This window comes from Micromonospora sp. NPDC049645 (assembly GCF_040675155.1).
GTDB lineage: Bacteria > Actinomycetota > Actinomycetes > Mycobacteriales > Micromonosporaceae > Micromonospora.
The window spans coordinates 254,605-274,839 of record NZ_JBFAOI010000001.1; the positions used below are offsets into that span (position 1 = coordinate 254,605).

Genomic DNA, 20,235 nt, shown 5'->3' on the forward strand with positions numbered 1-20,235 from the left:
GTGGCACTCCATGCCCCGCGGCCGTCGTCCGAGCGGTCGGCACCAGCCGGCCCGTCGTCGATCGTGCCGCGCCCACGCTGGTCCCGCTTCACCACCGCTCTCGCCGCGCTGGCCGGCGTCGCCGTCGTCCTGACCGGCAGCGCCACGGCGGCCCACGCCGACCCGTCCGTCGCGGAGATCGAGCGCCAGATCGACGCCGACTGGAACAAGCTCGAACCGATCATCGAACGGCACAACGCCACCCGCGCCGACCTGGCCGTGAAGCGCAAGCAGGCCGACGCGCTGGCCGCCCGGATCACTCCGCTGGAGCGCCAGGTCGACGCCGCGATGGACAAGGTCAGCGCCCTGGCCGTCCGCGCCTACAAGGGCGAGAACGTCTCGACCGTCAACGCGGTGCTCGGCAGCCGGTCGCCCAGCGAGGTGGTCGGCCAGCTGGAGATGCTCGACCGGTTCGCGCACAACCAGCAGAAGGACGTACGCGAGGTCGCCGACCTGCGCGACCAACTGGCCGCGCAGAAGGCACCGCTGGACGAGATGGTGGCCCAGCTGACCCGCACCGAAGCGCAGTTGGCGGCGAAGAAGAAGCAGATCAACGAAGAGATCGACCGCCTGCAGAAGCTGCGCCTCAAGGTGTACGGCAACGGCGGAGGCGGTCCGCTGCGCCCGGCGCCCTGCCCGGGTAGCTACCCCGGCGGCGCCGCGGGCACCGCGGTCAAGTTCGCCTGCGCGCAGATCGGCAAGCCCTACGTCTGGGGAGCCGAGGGCCCCAACTCGTACGACTGCTCCGGGCTGATGCTGGCCGCCTGGGCGAAGGCCGGCGTGTCGCTGCCGCACAACGCCGCCGCGCAGAGCCGGGTCACGAAGAACGTCAGCAGGAGCGACCTGCGCCCCGGCGACCTGGTCTTCTACTACAGCGACATCCACCACGTCGGCATGTACGTCGGCGGCGGCTGGGTGGTGCACGCCTCCCAGGCCGGTCAGCCGGTCAAGATGAAGAAGGTCGACGACGGCCCGATCCACAGCTACGGCCGCCCAGGCTGATCCCCGAGTGACCGGAGGGCCCGCCGCGATCATCGCGGCGGGCCCTCGTCGTCTGTCTGCCGTGCCTCAGCGGGTGCGGCCCTCGCCCCTGAGCGGGGGTGCGGCCCTCGGCCTCAGCGGGTGGGCCAGGTGCGCCAGTGCTGCCAGGCGCGGCTGGGCGTCGGCCCCCGCTGCCCCTGGTAGCGCGAGCCGTAGACCACCGAGCCGTACGGGTGCTCGGCCGGCGACGACAACCGGAAGATGCAGAGCTGACCGATCTTCATCCCCGGCCACAGGGTGATCGGCAGGTTCGCCACGTTCGAGAGTTCCAGCGTCACGTGACCGGAGAATCCCGGGTCGATGAAACCGGCGGTGGAGTGCGTGAGCAGCCCGAGCCGGCCCAGGGAACTCTTGCCCTCCAGCCGGCCGGCGAGCTGGTCACCCAGCGAGATGACCTCCAGCGTCGAGGCGAGCACGAACTCCCCCGGGTGCAGCACGAACGGCTCGCCATCGGGCACCTCGACCGCCGAGGTCAGGTCGTCCTGTTGCATGGCGGGGTCGATGTGGGTGTAGAGGTGGTTGTTGAAGACCCGGAACAGCCGGTCGAGTCGGACGTCGATGCTGGACGGTTGGACCAGGGTGGGCTCGAACGGTTCCAGGCCCAGCGTGCCGGCCTTGATCTCGGAGACCAGGTCGCGGTCGGAGAGCAGCATCGGACCACCATAGCCGCGTTGCGGAAACTGGCCGGATTCGGTGCCGGTGACCAGCGCGTCGAGGTCGCTGCTCGTACATTTGTTCGATAGAATGCCCACATGGCTTCCTGGTCCGAATTCGCCGCCGACGAGCCCCGACTCGCCGACGGGATTCGCGTTCTCCTCCAGCAGTACGGGCCGGGCTTCGGCTACCTGGCCACGGTCCGTGCCGACGGCGGGCCCCGCGTCCATCCGGTCTCTCCGGTCATCACCGACGAGGGGCTGTTCTGCTTCATCATCGACTCCCCCAAGCGCCGCGACCTCGAACGTGACGGCCGTTACGCGCTGCACTCGTTCCCACCGGAGGAGAGCGACGACGAGGCGTACGTGGCGGGACGCGCCCGCCCGGTGACCGATCCGGTCCGGGTGGCGCAGCTGGCGCAGACCGCCCGCGCCGAGCCGCAGGTCGACTGGCGGCTGTTCGAGTTCACCGTCGACGTGGCGATGCTCACCCGCCGCGAGCAGCACACCGCCGGCATTCCGGGCCTCGCGCCGGGCCGGCCGGCCGTTCGGGTCTGGCTCGACCCGCACGCCCCGCCGGCGGCGGCCACGCCACTCGCCGCACCGCAGGCCCGCCCGACCCGCCTCAGCCGTGACGTCCAGTGCACAGCCGCCTGATCACGCCCCGACGGCCACCGGTGTCGGCTCCGTCCTGACGGAGCCGACACCGCGCACGCCCCCGGCCAACCGGCCCCGCGCGGGCATGATCAACTCGGTTTCCGTAAAACCGCGGTGTCCCAGCGGTTCGGATGGCCCGACTTTCAGGACGCCGAGTGGATCGACAGCGCCCGACCGGGCGGGGGTACCTGGGTGCACGGGCCGGACGACTCGGGTACAGTGGTGCCGCTTGCGGGTGTAGTTCAATGGCAGAACATCAGCTTCCCAAGCTGACAGTGCGGGTTCGATTCCCGTCACCCGCTCCACGCACCGAAGCCCTGGTCAGGACAGACGTCCCGCCAGGGCTTCCGTGGTTCTAGGTCATGCTGAAACAGGGATGGGCCATTAGTGGGCCATTAGCTCGCCTCGGCGGCCGGTCCGTCGCCCTCGGCAACCCGCTTGACCTTTCGCTTGCTCGGCTTGCGCCGGGCAGCCTTGACCGCCTTGTCGATCGCGTCGGCAATGCCCTGGTCGGCCTCCCGGTTGGCGTGCTGATAGATCAGCGCGGCACGAGGGCTGTCGTGCCCCATCCGCGCCATGATGTCGCGCAGGCTCGCCCCCGGTGCCCGGGACGCGAGCGTGTTGCCGGTATGCCGCAGGTCGTGAAAGTGCAGTCCCGGAACACCCACGACGGCGACCGCCTCGGGCCACTTAACCAACTTGTTGAAGTTGCCGCGCCAGAGGTTCCGGCCGCTCTCGCCAGTGAACACGAACGCTTCGGGTGCCTCGCCGACGTAGCTGCCCATGTGCTGGTACGCCGCTAGCGTCGCGGTGCCCACCCCGTTCGGGCATGAGGTAATCCTGGGCGCGCACGCCCTGGGCGTGCCGGTCGCCGTGGTAAGCAACAACTCGGCAGTGGCGATCGAGGCGTACCTCACGGCCCATGATCTCGCCGCATACGTCACCCCGATCATCGGTCGGGCATACGCAGATCCGAGGCGGATGAAGCCAGATCCCGGCCCCGTCCTCGATGCGGTGCGCGCCCTCGGGGCAGATCCAGCCTCCTGCGTGCTCGTCGGCGACTCGCTCTCCGACATCGAGGCGGCCCGCGCTGCCGGGGTCGGCGCGATCGGCTACGCCAACAGACCATGGAAGGCCGCAGCGTTCGCGGCGGCCGACATCATCATCACGTCGATGGGGGAAATCGCCGAGGCTCTGTCTCCGGTGTCCCCCGTGTCCCCACTGTCCCCAGAGGCGGGCTGAGCTGCAAAAATGAGGGGGACAGTGCGAACGTCAAGTGTCCCCTCGCCTCGGCAAGGTCGGACCGAACCGGCTCAAGATTCGGGCCATTATGACCGGAGGGGATTTAGAAAATATCAATCCATCCATGTTCGCTCACTTCGCCAGCAAATAGCTGAACGTTACGATCATTAGTGAGGTCGGGCACGGATCGTAGAAGGTCGCTCATCAGATTCCGGGCTTCCGAATCATCATCCGACTTGTAAATGGCATACACCAACGCCCTATATCGAACGGTCCAGTCGGTCGACGTGCGTACTAGCGTTACTGCCTTTTGCTGCAAGTCGGGATCCTGCAGGAGTAGCATTGCAATATGTTCACCGAAGACACCTCGGCCGAACATGTCGCCGTTATCTTCTACAACAGTCAACAGTTTAGAAATCTCCTCGGGAGTCCAGACCATCTCCCTTCTCAACCGGTCTTTCACTGGCCCATTCACCCAGTTTGCAGACGTCCATAAGATATCAGGATGCGGAGTCGTATGCGCCAGCGCAGCAATGGCCGCGTGCAATCCATCGGAATGCAGCGTCCCAAGAAGTCTGCGCAATAGGAGCATTGCGCGCGGATCTCGCCTCCCGAGCCCGAAGCAGTCGCTTACGGCGGCGGCTTGACGTAGTGCATCGTCGCTTGCCAGGTCCAGTGCACCCGCGAATGAGCTACCTCTGACGCCTTCCTCCATCGCCGCACGAAACGTGGGCCACGTATCCCGTGTTAGTGGTCCAAATGCGGGCGCAAAGCCTCCCCGATTATCGCCATTAGCGTATCGCTCAGCGCAATGATCACTCAAGTTGACCCAGTGAAGAGTGGGATCGGATTGAAGGTGCGCCACCCCAACTACCGGAACTGTCGAGCTTCTAAAGAAGTCCGCATCATTTGGAGTAAAGGGGATTCCTCTAGTTGTCCCCGCACTACTGTGACGGCTAGTTTGCTCACCTCCTTTAATCTGGACCGCAATGACTAGCCCCGTAGCGCGCCGGTCTTCTACCAAATCAACATACAAATCCTTCCCGATGTCGTTAACAAGGTCAACCGACTGGACAACGCAGTTCATTTCCTCAAAAAAAGCTGTAACGGCGTTTACTGCCGCCCGTTCTATCGGCCGATTCTCGCGCAGAAACTTTCCTGTCACCGACTTCCACCTCCGACAGTTTAAATCGCATGCCCAACAGGTTTGCGCAGCAAGGTCCTCGCTGTAGCATAGGGTCCCCCTGAAACCCTGCCAGAGCGGGATCTGAAGCGGGCCATTGCGGCAGGATAAACGAGGTCATTCCAGGCCACTCGATCTGCCGTTGAGCTGCCGGGCAGGGTGGTCACCAGGGACCCTTGTACGGTTCCCAAGCTGACAGTGCGGGTTCGATTCCCGTCACCCGCTCCACCGCGAAGGCCCTGGTCAGGACGTGAGTCCCGGCCAGGGCCCTCGGCATTGTTGCGGCCAGCAGCGCCTGTGAGACCGGTCGCCCGCAGCACTGGCAGTCGCGTGCGGAAGCCCCTATCGGTAGTCCGCGAAGATTCGACGTTGAACGCCGTCAACGGTGATCGGGCCGCCGTGCGGAAGGATCCACTGCGGTCTGGTGTGGCCGAATGGGACGCCGACGCAGATCACCGCCTCCGGGTTGTAGCGGGTCACCATGTCGACGACCGTGTCGCGCTGCCGCTCCCGTAACCCTGCCCGAATCGCCGCATCGGGCCGGCGGGTGTGGTCGGAGACCGGGGGACGGGCGACCAGGACCGCGTCGACGGCGTCGAGGAGGCCGCGTTCACCCAGCGATCGAACAATCCAGCCGACTTCACGCGCCGGAAGAAGTTCCTCCGACGTCTCGATGATCAGCACCCCGCCCTTCAGGGCCTGCGGTGGAAATGGGAAGCGGCCCGCCGTCAGGATCCACTGGATGACCTCCAGGCAGCCACCCCAGCTGGGGCCGGTGATCGCGCGGGGTGGCCCGTGCCAGCTCCATGGTTCGGTCGGTTCGCGTTCTCCGAACGAATTCAACGCCTGCGGGTTGGCCCAGTCGATTCCGACATCCTCGGACTCGCCCGGATCGGTGATCTCCAACTGTTCCCCGGTGAGCAGCGCCGCTCGTAGCGACCGGGCGTGGATGTCGTCCACGACCGGCCCGGGGCCGAGGTGCACCTGGGAAGAACCGCCGTAGAAGCTGGCGATGCCGAGGCCCCAGAGCCAGTGGTGCAGGTTGGTGTTGTCGCTGGTGCCGAGGAACGGCTTCGGATCGGCTCGGGCGAGGTCGGCGTCCAGGTGCGGGATGACCGTGATCTGGTCCTCACCGCCGACGACGGCGAGAATGCCGCGTACCCGGGGATCCGCGAAGGCGGCGTTGATGTCGGCCGCACGGGCAGCCGCGGCCGCACCCACCTCGCGGGTGGTCGGATATTCGACCGGGACGAGGCCGGTCAGGTCGGCGAGCCGTCGCATGGCCTGCTCGTGGATCTCGGGATAGGCGCCGGCCGCAGCGAAGGACGGCGAGAGGACCGCGATGTGGTCCCCGGGTCGGGCCTTGCGAGGACGAACAAGCTCATGCGTCATGTCGAAATCCAACCGGGCTGCCCGTCCGTACGCATCTTATTTCGGAACGGGTTCCATAAGGACCACAGGGATCTCCCGTGTGATCCGTTGTTGGTAGGCGGCGTACTCCGACCTGACCGACACCATCAAGTGCCACAGACGCGGACGCTCCCCGGCCGTGGCGGGCCGGGCGTACGCGCGGAAGGTCTCCGTACCGACCTGCACGGTGACGTACGGGTCGGCGAGCAGGTTGAGATACCACGCCGGGTGGTGGTCTGCGCCGCGATTGGAGGCGGCCAGCACGTAGCGGTCGCCGTCGCGTTCGTAGACGAGCGCGGTGCGGCGCAGTTCGCCGGTTTTCCGGCCCCGGGTTGTCAGGAGCAGGTCGTTCACTCCGGGCCGGGGTCGACCGCCGGTCTCCTCGAACCGACGGATGTGCTCCGCGACCCAGGCGTTCGGGCTGTCGTGGACCTCGGGCATCACACCTCCCGGACACTCGCGGCGGCGCGGTGGTGGCGGGGTTCCTCGATCTCGTCGACGAGCGCGATCGCGAAGTCCGGGTAGCTGATCCGACTGGTCGGGTCGCCGTGCTCGGCGAGGCGGTAGTGGCCGGTGCGCGTGCCGTCGTGGTCGAAGTCACCGGCGGGGGCGAGGTAGGCCCAGTCGAGGTCGGACGTCCGAAGCTCGTCGAGGCCCGCCGCGTGACCCAGGTAGAAGGACCGGTACGCGTTCGGGTAGCCGGGCTCGTCCATCAGGGCGGCACCGGACGCCCCGGGCATGATCGAGGCGAGGCCGACCACCACCAGACGACGTACACCTGCCTCGGCCAGACCGGCGGCCAGGGCCCGCGACGACGCGGTGAAGAAGTCGTGCGGCGGTACGGACAGGTCGACGGCGGCGCTGATGGCGGCGTCGTGCCCGGCGGCTGCCTGCGCGATGCTTCCCGCGTCGACGACGTCGCCTGTCACCACCCGCACGTCGGTCAGGTCGCCGTGGTCAGCGGGGTTGCGCACCACGGCGGTGACCTGATGGCCGCGTCGTCTCGCCTCGGCGATTACCCGCCGTCCGGCCCGGCCGCCCGCGCCGAAGACCACGATCCTCATGAATTACGCCTCTCACCAGGGGTCGGCCCATACGCTCGGCCGGTTCGGCGACGCTATCGAGGGTCGTGGTTACCACCGGGATACCAGTTATGGTTTGGCGATGAGGCAACCTCTGCCCGCCGACATGTTCGACGAGCTGTGCCCGTCCTCGCTCAATCCGATCCGATTCGGCGACAAGTGGGCGGCGCTCATCATCCGCTGTCTCGAGCAGGGGCCTCGCCGGTTCTCCGAGCTGCGCGTGCCGCTGCGCCGCGTCACCCCCAAGGTCCTCACCCAGTCGCTACGCTCCCTCGAACGAAGCGGGTTGATCAAGCGCACTGTCGTCGCCGAGGTCGCCCGGCGCGTGGAGTACGAGCTGACGCCGGTGGGTCGCAGCATGCTCGAACCGATCGCGGTTGCCTGCGCCTGGACCGAGCAGCACTGGGACGAGCTGCTCGACGCCCGTGAGTCGTACGACAACGCCACTCACCTCGACCGCAGTGGAGGCGTCGGCGCCCTCGCCTGACGAGTCGGTCGTCCATCCAGAGCGCCGGGCGGGTCTGCGTCGCGGGTGCTGACTTGGTCGCATGCTGACGTCAGGTCGAGGCCCGGAACTCCTGGTGGCGTCGGAGGAGTTCCCGTAGCGCGCTGATCTCGGCAGCCAGTGCGGCCTGCCCCTGTTCGGTGATCCTGATCCAGGTCTTGGGTCTGCGGCCGTGGTAACCCCGCTCGATCTGGATCAGCGCCGCTTCCTCCAGGACGGCGAGGTGTCGGGACAGGTTGCCGGCGGTGAGTTCGAGCGCGTCTCGCAGGTAGGCGACCTCCACCCGCTCGGCCTCGGCCGCGATGGTGAGGATGCCGAGTCGGTTGCGCTGGTGAACGGTGTCGCTGAGGCCGTTCGTCGGGTGCCCGCCGTTGCCGGGCCCGGTGGCCTCGTCAGCACTGCTCACACCGACCTCTTGATGGAGCCGAGGAGGGCGATGCCGCCGCCGACGAGCAGGATCGGTGCGGGCAGCAGGGCCGCCAGCACGAAGCTGTGGCGGGTCACGTCCCCCGGTTGGAAGTCGGTGGTCTGGAAGTAGACGTTCACGAGGACGACCGCTGCGGCGTAGAGCACGGCCACGACCGTCAGGCCACGGCTGCGTTCCAGTCGAGCCAGCACCAGTAGTCCTACCGCGATGACCAGATGCGGGAACATGCCGCGACTGGATACGCCCAACAGTGGTGTGGTCACCCAACTGGTCCCGTTCGAGATCGCCGTCGCCGTGTTGAGCAGCAGGTAACGCAGCACGATCGGCAACATTAGCCCGGCAAGGGTGCCCACGATGCCGGCGACGACGTACGGCCGAGCCGGAGTTTGGACGCCCACCCGCACACCATGCCACCGATACCACCAGAGGCTGAGCAGGTAGCCGCCGATGAGCGCCGCCAACCAGTACCAGCCGAGGGCCGCCGAGCGTTCGAGGAAGTCCCCACCGAGGCCGGTCAGCGCGGGGTTGTCCGCCGTGGCGCGCAGGGCGGGCGATTCGACCGACTCGACGTACAGGGGCGCGGCCACCGCCATCAGGAGACCGAACAGCAGCAGCGGCAGCCAGTAGGCGTTTCGGGCGGCCCGGGTACGCCGTTGGAGGGCCGCCATCGACGTCAGTAGCTCTCCGGCTGGGTTGCCGCTGTTCGGTGCGGCGCTCGGTGTTTCCGACACGATGTCCTCCAGGCCGTCTCGACTGCCACTGCGTTACCAATAGGTTTGCATCGCAAATCAATCTGCGCAAGAGGCTCGATGGTTGACGAGACCGAACGGGATCGACGGCGATGGTTCCTGCCGAGCCTGGCACCAGCTAATGTCCGGATTGGAGGTGATCCGTGTTCACCGAGGCCTTTCCGATCGTGACGACACCCGACCTGCCACGACTGATCGCGTTCTACCGCGACGTGGTCGGCTTCGAGCTGACCTACCGGTTCCCGGACGAGGGCACCCCGGAGTTCGTCGCCCTCCGCCTGGGCAACAGCGAGCTCGGCCTGGCCGCCAACCCGGAGGCTGGCGAACCGGCCGACTCGCACCGCTGGGAGCTGTGCGTCTACGCCGACGACTGCGACGCGGCCGTGGGCGCGCTGCGCACGGGTGGCGCGACGGTCACCGAGGAGCCGGTCGACCAGCCCTGGGGTGAGCGCTCCGCGCGGGTCACCGACCCCGACGGCAACCGGTTGCTGGTGCTGGCCCGGCTGTAGCCGCAGGCCCCGGGGAGGGAGGACGACGGCGGTCATCGTCTCCAGAACAGGAGATGGGTGACTCCGCTGGGGCTGGGCACCGACTCGAGGTGGAAGCGGTCGAGCAGTTCGTCGGGGCTGTTCCACAGACGCTCACCCCGTTCGAGGTCGACGGGCGCGACGGCGATGTGCATCGTGTCGACCAGATCGGCCTCGAGGAACTCGCGAATGGTCGCCACCCCACCACCGAGGCGTACGTCCCGACCGGCGGCCGCCTCCCTGGCCTGGGCCAGCGCCTCGGCGGGGCTGGCGTCGAGGAAGTGGAACGTGGTGTCGGCCAGGGTGAACGACGGCCGTACGTGATGGGTGAGCACGAAGACCGGCGTGTGGAACGGCGGGTTGTCCCCCCACCACCCCTGCCACTCGTGGTTCTCCCAGGGGCCACGCTGCGGGCCGAACTTGTTGCGGCCCATGATCTCCGCGCCGATGTTGCACTCGGCGTCGCGGGTCAGGTAGTCGTCCAGGCCGCGGGTGCCCCCCGGCTCGGTGCGATAGACGAAGCTTGCGGTGGCGGAGCGCCAGGAGAACAGCGGGGTGGGGTCCGCGTGGCCGAAGGGCCGTTCCAGGCTCTGCCCCTCCCCGGTGCCGAACCCGTCGCGCGAAACGTTGAAGCACTGCACCCGCAACAGCTGCGGCATGGTGTCTCTCCTCTTCCCTTCGACTTTCCTTCGAGGACGTGACTCAGTTCGCGATCACCGTCGGGCCGCCCCCGCTGCCCCGGTCGTCGAGCGCAAGCGGGGCGCGACCGCGCACCGCGTACCGGATGTGGGTGACCTGTGGTGTGGCGATCACGCGGGTCGGTGTCAGCTCGACCGCCTCCCGGTCGCCCAGGTCGAGGTCCGCGTCGAACAGCCGCAGGCCGGTGCCGAGCACCACCGGTACGACGTGCAGCTCCAACTCGTCGAGCAGGCCGGCCTTGAGTACCTGCCGCACCAGGCTGCCGCCGCCGGCCACGGCGACGTTCTTTCCACCGGCCACGGCGCGCGCCTGCTCGACGGCGCTGGCCACACCATCGGTGACGTAGGTGAAGCTGGTGCCCCCTCTGCGCAGCAGCGGCTGACGGGGGCGATGGGTGACGACGAAGACCGGCGCGCGGAACGGCGGTTCCTCACCCCAGGGCACCTCACCCCCGTCGGCCATCCGGCGCCCCATCACGTACGCGCCGGCCGCCCCGAACGACTCGGCGACCACCTCGGAGTTGGTGTCCTGCTCCCCGCCGGCGAAGCCCTGCCGTTCGCGCCAGGCAGCCGCCTCGGTCACCCAGCGGGTGACCCGGAAGAACTTGGCGCTCTCCGCCGAGTCCATCCAGTCGCCGTTTCCGTCGAACCGTGGGCCGGCGTAGAAGCCGTCCATCGACACCGACAGCTGGGCGGTCACCTTCGTCATCGCGTTGGTCCTCTCCTCGGTCACACCCCGACGGGGTGCAGCTTCGCCAAGGGGTCGGAGCCGAACGGGGCCTCCCTACCAACGATCAGTGTGACGGGCATCACCTTCGGGTGAGTGGCCACCCGCCAGGCGATTGCCGCCTCGATCCGCAGGTGGAGGTCGGTCAGGATGAGGAAAGCCGGCCAGGATGTGCGGGACGTCGCCACGCTCGGGCGGCGGTGTCCCGGTCGTTGGTCTAGTCGGCGGGTCGCCTGATCCACGAGGTGCCGGATGGTGCGTCGCCGTGGCGGCGGTAGAACCGCACCGCGCTGGCGTTGCGGTGATGGATGCCCGCCGACAGGTTGCTGATCCCGTGCTCGGTCGCCCACCGGTCCGCCGCGTCGAGCAGCGCGGAGCCGACGTCGGGGTCGAGGGCGAGGTGTGCTTTGGCATTCGCCAGGCGTAACTCCACAAGCGCCGGCACGTCAGCAAAGCTTGCCGGTCGTACAGTTGGCCCGGTCTGCTGCATGGGCGTGATGCTAGGGCCCGGCCGTTCGGCCCGGCTAGGGTGGCGATCATGCGGATTGGCATCGTGATCCTGCCGGACCAGCGGTGGTCGGAGTCGCAGCGTCGCTGGCGGCAGGTCGACGAGTGGGGCTTCGACCACGCCTGGACGTACGACCATCTGGGTTGGCGTGACCTGGTGGACGGCCCGTGGTTCGACTCGATGGCCACGCTGACCGCCGCCGCGACGGTGACCTCGCGGATTCGGCTGGGCACCCTCGTGGCGTCGCCGAACTTCCGGCACCCGGCCGCGTTCGCCCGGCAGATCACCACGGTGGACGACATCTCGGCTGGTCGGCTGCTGCTCGGTCTGGGCGCGGGCGGCATCGGTTTCGACTCCGCGGTGCTCGGCGGTGAGACGCTGCCACCGCGGCAGCGGGTCGACCGGTTCGCCGAGTTCACCGAGTTGCTGGACCTGATCCTTCGGGAGGACGGCACCACCTGGCGTGGCGACTGGTTCGCCGCGGTGGATGCCCGCAACAATCCCGGCTGCGTGCAGCAACCCCGGGTGCCCTTCGTGGTGGCCGCCAACGGGCCACGGTCGATGCGACTGGTGGCACGCTTCGGGCAGGGATGGGTGACCACCGGCACCGGTGACGACGACGACCTGGCGGGTTGGTGGGCCAGCGTGTCGGCGCTGTCGGCGCGGATGGACCGGACCCTGGACGAGGCGGGCCGCGACCCGGCCAGCCTGGACCGTTACCTCTCGCTGGACGCCGCGCCGGTCTTCTCGCTCAGCAGCGCGCAGTTCTTCGCCGACCAGGTCGGCCGGGCCGCCGAGCTGGGCTTCACCGACGTGGTGACGCACTGGCCGCGCGCCAGCAGTTGGTACGCCGGTGACGAGGCCATCCTGGTCGACGTGGCGACGCGGTTGCTGCCGCAACTGCGCGGCTGAGGCCGTCGCCCCACCCGGTTGGGGCCCGCCTCAGGTGCCGAGGTCGCCGCTGGCCACGCCGCCCTCGCCGCCGGAGACCAGCCGGAGGCGGAGGCAGACGATCGGGGTGTCATCGTCGACCGGCGTGCCGAGCCGCGCCCAGTAGGCCGAGTGCCCGGCCCGCCACTCCTCGATCGAGCGGTCACCCTCGCCCTCGGCGCGGGCGAACTCCCACGGCACGTCGGCGAAGCGGACCACCTCGACTCCGGTGATCTCCACGACGCCGGCCAGCGCGTCGTCGTCGTCGACCAGCGCCAGTCGTTCGCCGACGTGCTCCAATTCCTCGCTCTCTTCCGCGTACTCGGCGAGTCGGCCGGCCGTCGCGGTCTTCACGCCGGCCAGCACCAGGGTGTTGAGGGTCGACCGCAACTCGCCGGGGGTGCCGAGGGCGAGGGCGCGCAGTTCACCGATCCGAGGCCACATCCTGCCGAGGCTAGGCCAGCAGGGCCCGGGCCGCCGCCGCAATACGCGTGGCCCCGCTCAGATCAGCTGGCCGGCGTAGCCGGGTGTGGTGAGGAGCCGGTCGTCGCCACTGGCGGCGTGCGCATCGAGGACCGCGTCGGCCAGTTTGACCACGTGTTCGTCGCCGTGGCGGGCGGCGCGGGCGAAGACCTCCGCCGGGGTGGCGGGGGACACGGTCGGTGGGGCGATGTCGTCGGCTGGGGCGTACACCGAGATCAGCCCTCGAACTCCGGGCCGGTGCGGTGCAGTCGCTCGTACGCCTCGTCGAGGTTCCGTCGCTCATCCACCGATCGTCGGTGCTCAACCTCGCTTGAGGTCAAGCCGGTAGATCCCCGGCGTCGATCAGGCCGGTGATCCGTAGCTCGACCGCGACGTCGGGCGGGCAGTCCACGGCCACCACGGCGGTGCCCAGCACCTCGGCCCCGCGGGCGGCGCAGATGTCGTACAGGGCGCGTAACTGCGCGCCGGTGCGCACCCAGTCGTCCACCACCAGCACCCGGTCCTCGGGGCCGAGATGCCGGTTCCGTACGGCGAGGTCGACCTGTCGTCCCCGGTAGTCCGGTGGGCTCTGCGCCCAGGTCAGCGGTCCGGCCGGTAGTCGCCCGTCACCGGCCTTGTGGGCCGCCACGAACCCGACTCCGAGCGCGGTGGCGGCCAACGGCCCGAGCAGCAGCCCGGTGACGGCCGGGGCGAGCACCACCGTCGGCCGGGCGGCCCGGTACGGCGCCACCAGGGCCGGTCCCAACTCGGCCAGCACCGTCGGGTCCCGCCACCAGCCGGAGATGTCGCTGACCAGGTGACTGGTGCCCGGACCGGGGTCGATCCACCGGAACAGGGTGGCCAGTCGTGCGGTCAGCTCAGCGGGCATCCGCTCATCCTGCGGCACGTGCGGCAGGCGTGGCGGCACCCCGGGCCGGCCGGCCCACCCCGGGTCGGATGATCGGCTACACGTACCTGTGCAAATATGGGCATAACACCATGATCACGTTGACTTCGGAAGTACTTCTCTCGTTACGGTCCGACCCGGTTTGTTGAGACGACGAAAGGATCGGCCGGTGGCAGGCAAGCACTCCCGCACCCGCATCTTCTCCTCCCCGGCGGGCATCGTGGCCACCGCGGCGGTCGGCGTCGCCCTCGCCGTCGGGGGCACCTTCGGTGCCGTCCAGCTGACCTCCAGCTCCGACCAGTCGGAGCAGGCGGCCCTCGAATTCACCCCGACCACCGCCGCGAGCAGCCTCACGCCGAGCGCCCCGTCCGTTTCCCCGAGCCCCAGCGCCTCGCCGAGCGTGACCGCAAGCCCGTCGGCGACCAGGTCGCAGCAGGCCGCCTCCCGGGCCAAGACCCGCACCGCGTCGCCGAAGCCGAAGCCGACCGCCAAGAAGACCACGGCCGCCGCAAAGGTCCTGGACAGCGGCTCGTGCGGCGCCTCGTTCTACTCCGACGGGCAGCTCACCGCAAACGGCGAGTCGTTCAACCCCGACGCGCTCACCGCCGCGCACAAGACGCTGCCGTTCAACACCAAGGTCCGGGTGACCAACCCGGCCAACGGCAAGTCGGTGACGGTACGGATCAACGACCGTGGCCCGTTCATCGACGGTCGCTGCCTGGACCTCTCCCGGGCCGCCTTCGCCACCATCGCCTCGGTCGACGTGGGCGCGCTCACCGTCCGCTACGAGGTCCTCGGCTGACCCGGCCGGGCGGCACCGATTCGGCCGACCGACTGGGCCGGCCGGACAGAACCTTCTCGGACGACGGGTCAGGTTCATTCACCGGTTCACGTCGATCAGGCAAACTGTCCCTCGTACCCACGCGACTCCTCCAGTCGGGCCGTCGCCCGCTGAGCCCCGGATCCCGCGCCGGCCTCGGCGCGGCCCTCGTTCTGCTCGCGATCGTGTCGGCGGTGGAGGCGGCGGACGGCCGGAAGGCGCACTACGTCGCGCTCCTGGCGGCCGCGCCAGTGCTCGCCGCCGCCCTGGCGTCCTGGCTGGTGGTCCTGGGCGTGGGCGTCGCGGCGACGCTGATCGGCGTTGGCTTCGCGCTGGTCGCGCCGAAGATGTCGTTGGTCACCTCGGTCAACGTTGTCGCGGTCGCGCTCGCCACCGGGTTCGCCGTGGCCGTGGCGTGGGTTCGGCAGCGGCAGGCCGAGCGGATCGTCGAGCTGACCAAGCTCGCCTCGGTGGCCCAGCAGGCGGTGCTTCGTCCACTCGGGCCGCAGGTCGGCACGCTCTCGGTCGCCGGGCGTTACATCTCGTCCACCGCCACCGCCGAGATCGGCGGGGACCTGTACGAGGCGATCGACACGCCCTACGGCGTACGCATGATCATCGGTGATGTGCGCGGCAAGGGCCTGGACGCGGTCCGGCTGGCCAGCATCGTCCTCGGTTCCTACCGACACGTGGCGTACGAGCGGGCGGACCTGCGCGCCGTCGTGGCCGACCTGGACCGCGCGGTGGCCCGCAACGTCGGCGACGAGGACTTCGTCACCGCCGCGCTGGTCGAGGAGCGTGGCGGCACCCTCACGATCGTCAACTGCGGCCACCCCCCGCCGCTGCTGCTGCGCCGGGGCGCGGTGATCCCGCTGGAGCCGCCGGCGCCGGCGCCTCCGCTCGGGTTCATGCCGGTGGTCCGCCCCCGGGTGGAACGCCTGGAACCCGGCGACCGGCTGCTGTTGTTCACCGACGGCCTCGGCGAGGCGCGGAGGGACGGCGAATTCTTCCCCACCGCCGACCGGGCCTGGCGACTGCTCGGCCACGGCACGGTCGCCGACGGGCTGGCCTCGCTGGAGACCGCACTGGTCGAGTGGGTCCACGGCCGGCTCGACGACGACATCGCGCTGGTCCTCATGGAGTACGTCGGCGCTCGTACCGGCGCGGCGGTGGCCGTCCCGAGTTGGGAGGTCGGCGCCGCCGAGAGCTGAGCCGGCCGACCACGCCCGGAGTGTGTAATCGCCGTCACTTGGGTGATCCGCTTGTCGCTGCCTACCCGCGAGTAATACAGTCGGGGTTACTGATCGGTAACACCTGTCCGGAAGCGGGGCCAGCGAGCATGACCCACTACAAGAGCAACCTCCGGGATCTCGAGTTCAACCTGTTCGAGGTCTTCGGGGCGGACCGGGCGTTCGGCCAGGAGCCGTACTCGGATCTCGACACCGACACCGCCCGCAGCTTCCTCGCTGAGGTCGACCGCCTCGCCCGCGAGGACCTGGCCGCCAGCTACACGGACAGTGACCGCAACCCGCCGGTCTTCGACCCGGCCACGCACACCGCGCCGCTACCGGAGTCGTTCAAGAAGTCCTACCAGGCGTTCATGGACTCCGAGTTCTGGCGCCTGGACCTGCCGCCGGCGCTCGGCGGCAGCAACGCGCCGCGCGCCCTCTGGTGGGCGCTCGCCGAGCTGGTGCTCGGCTCAAACGCCCCGGTCTGGATGTACGCCTCCGGCCCGTCCTTCGCGCACGTGCTGCACGTCGAGGGCACCGAGCGGCAGAAGCAGTGGGCGAAGCTCTTCATCGACAAGCAGTGGGGCTCCACGATGGTGCTGACCGAGCCGGACGCCGGCTCGGACGTCGGCGCGGGTCGCACCCGGGCGGTCCAGCAGCCCGACGGCAGCTGGCACATCGAGGGTGTGAAGCGCTTCATCACCTCGGGTGAGCACGACCTGAGCGACAACATCGTGCACTACGTGTTGGCCCGTCCGGTCGGCGTGGAGGGTGTCGGTGGCCCCGGCACCAAGGGCCTGTCGCTCTTCGTGGTGCCGAAGTTCCACTTTGACGAGACCACCGGTGAGCTGGGCGAGCGCAACGGCGTCTACGCCACCAACGTCGAGCACAAGATGGGTCTGAAGGTCTCCAACACCTGCGAGGTGACCTTCGGCGAGCACGGCGTACCGGCCAAGGGCTGGCTGCTGGGCGACCGGCACGACGGCATCCGGCAGATGTTCATGATCATCGAGTACGCCCGGATGATGGTCGGCACCAAGGCCATCGCCACCCTCTCCACCGGCTACCTCAACGCCCTGGAGTACGCGAAGAACCGGGTGCAGGGCGCCGACCTGATCCAGCAGGCCGACAAGACCGCTCCCCGGGTCACCATCACCCACCACCCGGACGTGCGCCGCTCGCTGCTGTTGCAGAAGTCGTACGCCGAGGGCCTTCGCGCTCTGGTCCTCTACACCGCCACCTGGCAGGACAAGGTCGCGCTCGCCGAGGCCGCCGGTGACGAGAAGGCCACCAAGCTGGCCAAGCGGGTCAACGACCTGCTGCTGCCGCTGGTCAAGGGCGTGGGTTCGGAGCGGGCGTACGAGATGCTCGGGCACGAGGCACTGCAGACCTTCGGCGGGTCCGGCTTCCTCCAGGACTACCCCCTGGAGCAGTACGTCCGGGACGCCAAGATCGACACTCTGTACGAGGGCACCACCGCCATCCAGAGCCTCGACCTGATCTTCCGCAAGATCGTTCGGGACAACGGCAAGGCGCTGCTGGCGGTCTCCGGCGAGATCCAGGAGTTCATCTCCTCCGAGGCGGGCAACGGCCAGCTCAAGGAGGAGCGGCAGGCGCTCGGCAAGGCGCTGGCCGAGATCCAGAACATCCTCGGCGTGCTGACCGGCTGGCTGGGCGAGGCACAGGCCGGCGACACCCGCGCGCTCTACAAGGTCGGGCTGAGCAGCCGACGGTTCCTGCTGGCGATCGGCGACCTGGTGGTCGGCTGGCTGCTCCAGCGGCAGGCCGACGTGGCGCTGAAGGCGCTGGCCGGTGAGGTTTCCGCAAGCGACAAGGCGTTCTACACCGGCAAGGTGGCCGCTGCCCGTTTCTTCGCCCGCGAGGTGCTGCCCCGCATCGGCGCCGACCGGCGGATCATCGAGGGTGCCGACCTCGACATCATGGACCTCCCGGAGGAGGCCTTCTAGACCCCTGGGTCGCACCACCCAGCGGCGACGGCCGGCGGGGCGAGTCTGCCCCCGTCGGCCGTCGGCGTTCCCCGGGGCCGGCCGGGCGGGCCTGCTCCGTCGGCCGTCGGCGTCGCCCCGGCTGGCGGCACGTATTGGCCGAGCCCGGTCGGGTATGCCGATGGCGTGGCGGGTAACCGTCGCGTGACCTGGAAAGGGAACGCCCAGAGCCACCGCACGGGGGAGTGCAGCGCACATGGGTGTAGGAAGCGGCATTTTTCTCATCGCGATCGGCGCGATCCTGACCTTCGCGCTGAGAGCCAACGTCTGGTGGATCGACGTACGGGCGGTCGGCTGGGTGTTCATCCTGGCCGGGCTCGCCGTACTGCTCACCACGCTCTGGTTCTGGCAGGACCGGCGCAAGCGGGCCCGAACCCTGATCGTCGAGGAGAACCGGCTGTCTCATCCGACCGCGATGATGCCGCCGCCGCCGGACCCGCCGCCACCAACCGCCCCGCCGTCCTGACCTGGGCGACCTGGACGCGTACCCCTGAGCCACCCGTCGACAGACCGACGGGTGGCTCAGCCGCGTGCGGTGTGCCTGGCCGTGAGCGGCGCTCCCGCCCGACCCAACTCGGCCCAGCCGAGCGGGGACCGGTGCACCGCCAGCTCGGCGGTGCGCAACCCCTCGTCGTACAACCCGTTCGGGTCGAGGAGCACGGACAGCAGAGATATGCCCGGATTGTGGGCGATGAGCAGCGCGGTACGGGCTGTGGAATCCACCGTGCGGATCAGCGACAGCAACTCCTCGGGGTGCGCGTCGTACGCACCCGGCTCATAACGGACGGTGGGTCGGGGTCCGGTCGGGCCACCCTCCGGCGGCGAACCGGTCATCCCCATCGCCACCCCGTGCCAGGTCTGCCGGGTGCGCCGGGCCGTCGAGCAGATCACCACGTCGGGCAGCAACCCGTGGTGTGCCAACCAGGCACCCGCCGCAGCCGCGTCGGCGTTCCCACGTGCGCTGAGCGGTCGCTCGGCGTCGTCCGTCGCGTCGCTGCCCTGCTCGGCCTTCGCGTGCCGCAGCAAGACCAGTGTCCGTGTCTCGGGGTCGGCGTCCGTCATGTTCCCAGCTTGCCCGATTGGCGATCTCCGTGCCGGGGTAAGTCGATGGATGCCGCACCCCTACCGACGGCCGCGGCGCGAGGTACGCCAGGTTAGAGCCGAGGAGCGAGACATGGGCATTGGTGGCAGCATCTTCTTGATCGCGTTAGGCGCGATCTTCGCCTTCGCAGTGGAGGCCGATCTGGGCTGGCTGGACCTGGCCGTGGTCGGCTGGGTGCTGATGCTCGCCGGCGTCGCCGGCCTGCTCGCCACCCTCTACTTCTGGAGCAGCCGCCGCCGCACGGTGGTCGCCGCCCCGGTGCGCGAGGAGCGGGTGGTGGCCGACCGGGTCGTACCCGTCCAGGACGACCAGGTCATGCGGGAGTACCGCGAGGTGCGTCGGCCGGGCCGGCCGGTCTGATCCTCGCTCACACACTCCGGGGTCCCGCAGCGTCGCGGGGCCCCGGCTCGTGTGTGCGCCCGGTGCGGGCTCGATCCCGGGCGGGTGCCGGGGAGCGGCGGTTCCCGGAGATCGTGCTGGATCCAGGTAAGAGGGCCCTCGGGGTGCGAGAGAGGCCACCACCTCATTGATCGAGCACGATCATGGCGGCTGGCGCCGTGGCGTTTCTCGCCGAATCTGGGTCAGGCGAACAGCGCGAAGTAGATCGCGATGTGGTGACAGAGCGCCGCGAGCAGGGTGCAGGCGTGGAAGAACTCGTGGTGGCCGAAGACGGTCGGCCACGGATTGGGTCGACGCAACGCGTAGAAGATCGCGCCGATGCTGTAGATCGCGCCGCCGATGATGAGCAGCACCAGCGCTGCGACACCGCCTCCGTGCAGGATCTCCGGCAGCATCGCCACCGCCACCCAGCCCAGCGCCAGGTAGAGCGGCGCGGACACCCAGCGCGGCGCGTGCGGCCAGATCAGCTTGACCGCCACGCCGGCCAGCGCGCCGCCCCAGACCAGGGCCAGCATCACGGTGGCCGGTCGGGGCGCGAGCAGCATCGCGCAGAGCGGTGTGTACGTCCCGGCGATGAACACGAAGATCATCGAGTGGTCCATCCGGCGCATCACCTGGTAGCCGCGCTCCGACCACACGCGACGGTGGTACAGGGCGCTGGTGCCGAAGAGTCCGCAGACCGTCAGGCTGTAGATGAGACAGCTCACCAGCGGGGCCCACCCCGGTCGGGTGGCGGCGATCGAGCAGAGCACGATGCCGCAGACCAGGGCGACGAAGAAGGCGTACGTGTGTAGCCAGCCGCGCATCCGGGGCTTACCGATGTCGACCGGCTTCAGGCGAAGCGGGGCGGAGGTAGTCACCCCGTCAGGTTACGGCACCGTAGGTTACTTGTAAGTAGTGGCGTTGGTGACACCTGGCACCGTCAACGTGAA

At 69.1% G+C, this 20,235-nt stretch carries 26 protein-coding genes, 1 tRNA gene and 1 pseudogene; 12 read left to right on the plus strand and 16 right to left on the minus strand.

The window, feature by feature from the left end; genetic code table 11:
• Positions 1-1,041 (plus strand): NlpC/P60 family protein, encoded by a 1,041-nt coding sequence (locus AB0J33_RS01215; protein WP_363608616.1) that lies wholly within the window; start codon positions 1-3, stop codon positions 1,039-1,041.
• 113 nt (positions 1,042-1,154) lie between these two features.
• Here the strand turns inward: AB0J33_RS01215 and dcd are convergent, their stop codons facing one another.
• On the minus strand, positions 1,155-1,733 hold the full coding sequence (gene dcd, locus AB0J33_RS01220; RefSeq protein WP_030332009.1) for a dCTP deaminase: 579 nt from the start codon (positions 1,731-1,733) through the stop codon (positions 1,155-1,157).
• 99 nt (positions 1,734-1,832) lie between these two features.
• Here dcd and AB0J33_RS01225 point away from each other — a divergent pair, with 99 nt between their 5' ends.
• Positions 1,833-2,390, plus strand: a complete 558-nt coding sequence (locus AB0J33_RS01225; RefSeq protein ID WP_363608618.1) for a pyridoxamine 5'-phosphate oxidase family protein — start codon at positions 1,833-1,835, stop codon at positions 2,388-2,390.
• A gap of 231 nt (positions 2,391-2,621) precedes the next feature.
• Positions 2,622-2,695 (plus strand) — tRNA-Gly (locus AB0J33_RS01230).
• 90 nt (positions 2,696-2,785) lie between these two features.
• Here the strand turns inward: AB0J33_RS01230 and AB0J33_RS01235 are convergent.
• The gene (locus AB0J33_RS01235) at positions 2,786-3,175 is read right to left on the minus strand and encodes a site-specific integrase (protein WP_363608620.1); all 390 of its coding nucleotides are present in this window, start codon (positions 3,173-3,175) and stop codon (positions 2,786-2,788) included.
• 22 nt (positions 3,176-3,197) lie between these two features.
• On the opposite strand from AB0J33_RS01235, the pseudogene AB0J33_RS01240 reads away from it, so the two are divergent.
• Positions 3,198-3,632: pseudogene (locus tag AB0J33_RS01240) on the plus strand (HAD-IA family hydrolase); the annotation flags it as partial.
• A 103-nt stretch (positions 3,633-3,735) separates the two neighbouring features.
• Here AB0J33_RS01240 and AB0J33_RS01245 read toward each other — a convergent pair.
• From AB0J33_RS01245 to AB0J33_RS01260, 4 genes are all read right to left on the minus strand, one after another.
• Positions 3,736-4,797: a DUF4365 domain-containing protein gene (locus AB0J33_RS01245; RefSeq protein ID WP_363608622.1), complete on the minus strand. Its 1,062-nt coding sequence runs from the start codon at positions 4,795-4,797 to the stop codon at positions 3,736-3,738.
• 360 nt (positions 4,798-5,157) lie between these two features.
• Entirely contained in the window at positions 5,158-6,207 is a 1,050-nt protein-coding gene (locus AB0J33_RS01250; protein WP_363608624.1) for an LD-carboxypeptidase, read from the minus strand.
• 36 nt (positions 6,208-6,243) lie between these two features.
• On the minus strand, positions 6,244-6,666 hold the full coding sequence (locus AB0J33_RS01255; RefSeq protein ID WP_363608626.1) for a nitroreductase family deazaflavin-dependent oxidoreductase: 423 nt from the start codon (positions 6,664-6,666) through the stop codon (positions 6,244-6,246).
• Positions 6,666-7,289, minus strand: coding sequence for an NAD(P)H-binding protein (locus AB0J33_RS01260; protein ID WP_363608628.1), 624 nt, complete (start codon positions 7,287-7,289; stop codon positions 6,666-6,668). Before AB0J33_RS01260 ends, AB0J33_RS01255 begins: the two co-directional genes overlap by 1 nt.
• Positions 7,290-7,389: 100 nt before the next feature.
• Between AB0J33_RS01260 and AB0J33_RS01265 the strand changes: the two genes are divergently transcribed.
• The gene (locus AB0J33_RS01265) at positions 7,390-7,794 is read left to right on the plus strand and encodes a helix-turn-helix domain-containing protein (protein WP_363608630.1); all 405 of its coding nucleotides are present in this window, start codon (positions 7,390-7,392) and stop codon (positions 7,792-7,794) included.
• Between the two features lie 70 nt (positions 7,795-7,864).
• On the opposite strand, the gene AB0J33_RS01270 is transcribed toward AB0J33_RS01265, so the two are convergent.
• Positions 7,865-8,218 (minus strand): transcriptional regulator, encoded by a 354-nt coding sequence (locus AB0J33_RS01270; RefSeq protein WP_363608632.1) that lies wholly within the window; start codon positions 8,216-8,218, stop codon positions 7,865-7,867.
• A complete protein-coding gene (locus AB0J33_RS01275) occupies positions 8,215-8,970 on the minus strand; it encodes a hypothetical protein (protein ID WP_363608634.1) in 756 nt (251 codons plus the stop codon). Before AB0J33_RS01275 ends, AB0J33_RS01270 begins: the two co-directional genes overlap by 4 nt.
• A gap of 161 nt (positions 8,971-9,131) precedes the next feature.
• Here AB0J33_RS01275 and AB0J33_RS01280 point away from each other — a divergent pair, with 161 nt between their 5' ends.
• On the plus strand, positions 9,132-9,497 hold the full coding sequence (locus AB0J33_RS01280; RefSeq protein ID WP_363608636.1) for a VOC family protein: 366 nt from the start codon (positions 9,132-9,134) through the stop codon (positions 9,495-9,497).
• 32 nt (positions 9,498-9,529) lie between these two features.
• On the opposite strand, the gene AB0J33_RS01285 is transcribed toward AB0J33_RS01280, so the two are convergent.
• The 3 genes from AB0J33_RS01285 to AB0J33_RS01295 form a co-directional block, all read right to left on the minus strand.
• Positions 9,530-10,174: a dihydrofolate reductase family protein gene (locus AB0J33_RS01285; RefSeq protein ID WP_363608638.1), complete on the minus strand. Its 645-nt coding sequence runs from the start codon at positions 10,172-10,174 to the stop codon at positions 9,530-9,532.
• 43 nt (positions 10,175-10,217) lie between these two features.
• Positions 10,218-10,922: a dihydrofolate reductase family protein gene (locus AB0J33_RS01290; RefSeq protein WP_363608640.1), complete on the minus strand. Its 705-nt coding sequence runs from the start codon at positions 10,920-10,922 to the stop codon at positions 10,218-10,220.
• Positions 10,923-11,157: 235 nt separating this feature from the next.
• A complete protein-coding gene (locus AB0J33_RS01295; RefSeq protein WP_363608642.1) occupies positions 11,158-11,430 on the minus strand; it encodes a GNAT family N-acetyltransferase in 273 nt (90 codons plus the stop codon).
• Between the two features lie 48 nt (positions 11,431-11,478).
• Here AB0J33_RS01295 and AB0J33_RS01300 point away from each other — a divergent pair, with 48 nt between their 5' ends.
• Positions 11,479-12,360 (plus strand): LLM class flavin-dependent oxidoreductase, encoded by an 882-nt coding sequence (locus AB0J33_RS01300; protein WP_363608644.1) that lies wholly within the window; start codon positions 11,479-11,481, stop codon positions 12,358-12,360.
• 30 nt (positions 12,361-12,390) lie between these two features.
• Here AB0J33_RS01300 and AB0J33_RS01305 read toward each other — a convergent pair whose 3' ends face one another.
• The 3 genes from AB0J33_RS01305 to AB0J33_RS01315 all read right to left on the minus strand — a co-directional run bounded on the left by AB0J33_RS01305 (position 12,391) and on the right by AB0J33_RS01315 (position 13,729).
• Positions 12,391-12,822 carry an ASCH domain-containing protein gene (locus AB0J33_RS01305; protein ID WP_363608646.1) on the minus strand — a complete coding sequence of 144 codons (432 nt, stop codon included), beginning with the start codon at positions 12,820-12,822 and terminating at the stop codon, positions 12,391-12,393.
• Between the two features lie 57 nt (positions 12,823-12,879).
• Positions 12,880-13,071: a hypothetical protein gene (locus AB0J33_RS01310; RefSeq protein ID WP_363608648.1), complete on the minus strand. Its 192-nt coding sequence runs from the start codon at positions 13,069-13,071 to the stop codon at positions 12,880-12,882.
• A gap of 106 nt (positions 13,072-13,177) precedes the next feature.
• Entirely contained in the window at positions 13,178-13,729 is a 552-nt protein-coding gene (locus AB0J33_RS01315; RefSeq protein ID WP_363608650.1) for a phosphoribosyltransferase family protein, read from the minus strand.
• Positions 13,730-13,916: 187 nt separating this feature from the next.
• On the opposite strand from AB0J33_RS01315, the gene AB0J33_RS01320 reads away from it, so the two are divergent.
• The 4 genes from AB0J33_RS01320 to AB0J33_RS01335 all read left to right on the plus strand — a co-directional run bounded on the left by AB0J33_RS01320 (position 13,917) and on the right by AB0J33_RS01335 (position 18,268).
• Positions 13,917-14,549 carry a septal ring lytic transglycosylase RlpA family protein gene (locus tag AB0J33_RS01320; RefSeq protein ID WP_363608652.1) on the plus strand — a complete coding sequence of 211 codons (633 nt, stop codon included), beginning with the start codon at positions 13,917-13,919 and terminating at the stop codon, positions 14,547-14,549.
• A gap of 104 nt (positions 14,550-14,653) precedes the next feature.
• Positions 14,654-15,778, plus strand: a complete 1,125-nt coding sequence (locus tag AB0J33_RS01325) for a PP2C family protein-serine/threonine phosphatase (RefSeq protein WP_363610156.1) — start codon at positions 14,654-14,656, stop codon at positions 15,776-15,778.
• Positions 15,779-15,906: 128 nt separating this feature from the next.
• On the plus strand, positions 15,907-17,763 hold the full coding sequence (locus tag AB0J33_RS01330) for an acyl-CoA dehydrogenase (protein WP_363608654.1): 1,857 nt from the start codon (positions 15,907-15,909) through the stop codon (positions 17,761-17,763).
• A 235-nt stretch (positions 17,764-17,998) separates the two neighbouring features.
• Positions 17,999-18,268 carry a DUF6458 family protein gene (locus AB0J33_RS01335; RefSeq protein ID WP_030332052.1) on the plus strand — a complete coding sequence of 90 codons (270 nt, stop codon included), beginning with the start codon at positions 17,999-18,001 and terminating at the stop codon, positions 18,266-18,268.
• 56 nt (positions 18,269-18,324) lie between these two features.
• Here the strand turns inward: AB0J33_RS01335 and AB0J33_RS01340 are convergent, their stop codons facing one another.
• Complete coding sequence (locus AB0J33_RS01340) at positions 18,325-18,864, minus strand: histidine phosphatase family protein (protein ID WP_363608656.1); 540 nt, start codon at positions 18,862-18,864, stop codon at positions 18,325-18,327.
• Between the two features lie 112 nt (positions 18,865-18,976).
• Between AB0J33_RS01340 and AB0J33_RS01345 the strand changes: the two genes are divergently transcribed.
• Positions 18,977-19,264, plus strand: coding sequence for a DUF6458 family protein (locus tag AB0J33_RS01345; protein WP_238657100.1), 288 nt, complete (start codon positions 18,977-18,979; stop codon positions 19,262-19,264).
• A 221-nt stretch (positions 19,265-19,485) separates the two neighbouring features.
• Here the strand turns inward: AB0J33_RS01345 and AB0J33_RS01350 are convergent, their stop codons facing one another.
• The gene (locus AB0J33_RS01350; protein ID WP_363608658.1) at positions 19,486-20,163 is read right to left on the minus strand and encodes a hemolysin III family protein; all 678 of its coding nucleotides are present in this window, start codon (positions 20,161-20,163) and stop codon (positions 19,486-19,488) included.
• Positions 20,164-20,235 lie beyond the last annotated feature (72 nt).

Excerpts from the sequence above, each read along its gene's own strand:
- AB0J33_RS01290 (WP_363608640.1), bottom strand. The coding sequence starts at position 10,922 with ATGACGAAGGTGACCGCCCAGCTGTCGGTGTCGATGGACGGCTTCTAC.
- AB0J33_RS01330 (WP_363608654.1), top strand. The coding sequence starts at position 15,907 with ATGACCCACTACAAGAGCAACCTCCGGGATCTCGAGTTCAACCTGTTC.
- AB0J33_RS01295 (WP_363608642.1), bottom strand. The coding sequence starts at position 11,430 with ATGCAGCAGACCGGGCCAACTGTACGACCGGCAAGCTTTGCTGACGTG.
- AB0J33_RS01285 (WP_363608638.1), bottom strand. The coding sequence starts at position 10,174 with ATGCCGCAGCTGTTGCGGGTGCAGTGCTTCAACGTTTCGCGCGACGGG.
- AB0J33_RS01260 (WP_363608628.1), bottom strand. The coding sequence starts at position 7,289 with ATGAGGATCGTGGTCTTCGGCGCGGGCGGCCGGGCCGGACGGCGGGTA.
- AB0J33_RS01340 (WP_363608656.1), bottom strand. The coding sequence starts at position 18,864 with ATGACGGACGCCGACCCCGAGACACGGACACTGGTCTTGCTGCGGCAC.
- AB0J33_RS01315 (WP_363608650.1), bottom strand. The coding sequence starts at position 13,729 with ATGCCCGCTGAGCTGACCGCACGACTGGCCACCCTGTTCCGGTGGATC.
- AB0J33_RS01300 (WP_363608644.1), top strand. The coding sequence starts at position 11,479 with ATGCGGATTGGCATCGTGATCCTGCCGGACCAGCGGTGGTCGGAGTCG.
- AB0J33_RS01255 (WP_363608626.1), bottom strand. The coding sequence starts at position 6,666 with ATGCCCGAGGTCCACGACAGCCCGAACGCCTGGGTCGCGGAGCACATC.
- AB0J33_RS01305 (WP_363608646.1), bottom strand. The coding sequence starts at position 12,822 with ATGTGGCCTCGGATCGGTGAACTGCGCGCCCTCGCCCTCGGCACCCCC.
- AB0J33_RS01225 (WP_363608618.1), top strand. The coding sequence starts at position 1,833 with ATGGCTTCCTGGTCCGAATTCGCCGCCGACGAGCCCCGACTCGCCGAC.
- dcd (WP_030332009.1), bottom strand. The coding sequence starts at position 1,733 with ATGCTGCTCTCCGACCGCGACCTGGTCTCCGAGATCAAGGCCGGCACG.
- AB0J33_RS01250 (WP_363608624.1), bottom strand. The coding sequence starts at position 6,207 with ATGACGCATGAGCTTGTTCGTCCTCGCAAGGCCCGACCCGGGGACCAC.
- AB0J33_RS01235 (WP_363608620.1), bottom strand. The coding sequence starts at position 3,175 with ATGGGCAGCTACGTCGGCGAGGCACCCGAAGCGTTCGTGTTCACTGGC.
- AB0J33_RS01265 (WP_363608630.1), top strand. The coding sequence starts at position 7,390 with ATGAGGCAACCTCTGCCCGCCGACATGTTCGACGAGCTGTGCCCGTCC.
- AB0J33_RS01345 (WP_238657100.1), top strand. The coding sequence starts at position 18,977 with ATGGGCATTGGTGGCAGCATCTTCTTGATCGCGTTAGGCGCGATCTTC.
- AB0J33_RS01335 (WP_030332052.1), top strand. The coding sequence starts at position 17,999 with ATGGGTGTAGGAAGCGGCATTTTTCTCATCGCGATCGGCGCGATCCTG.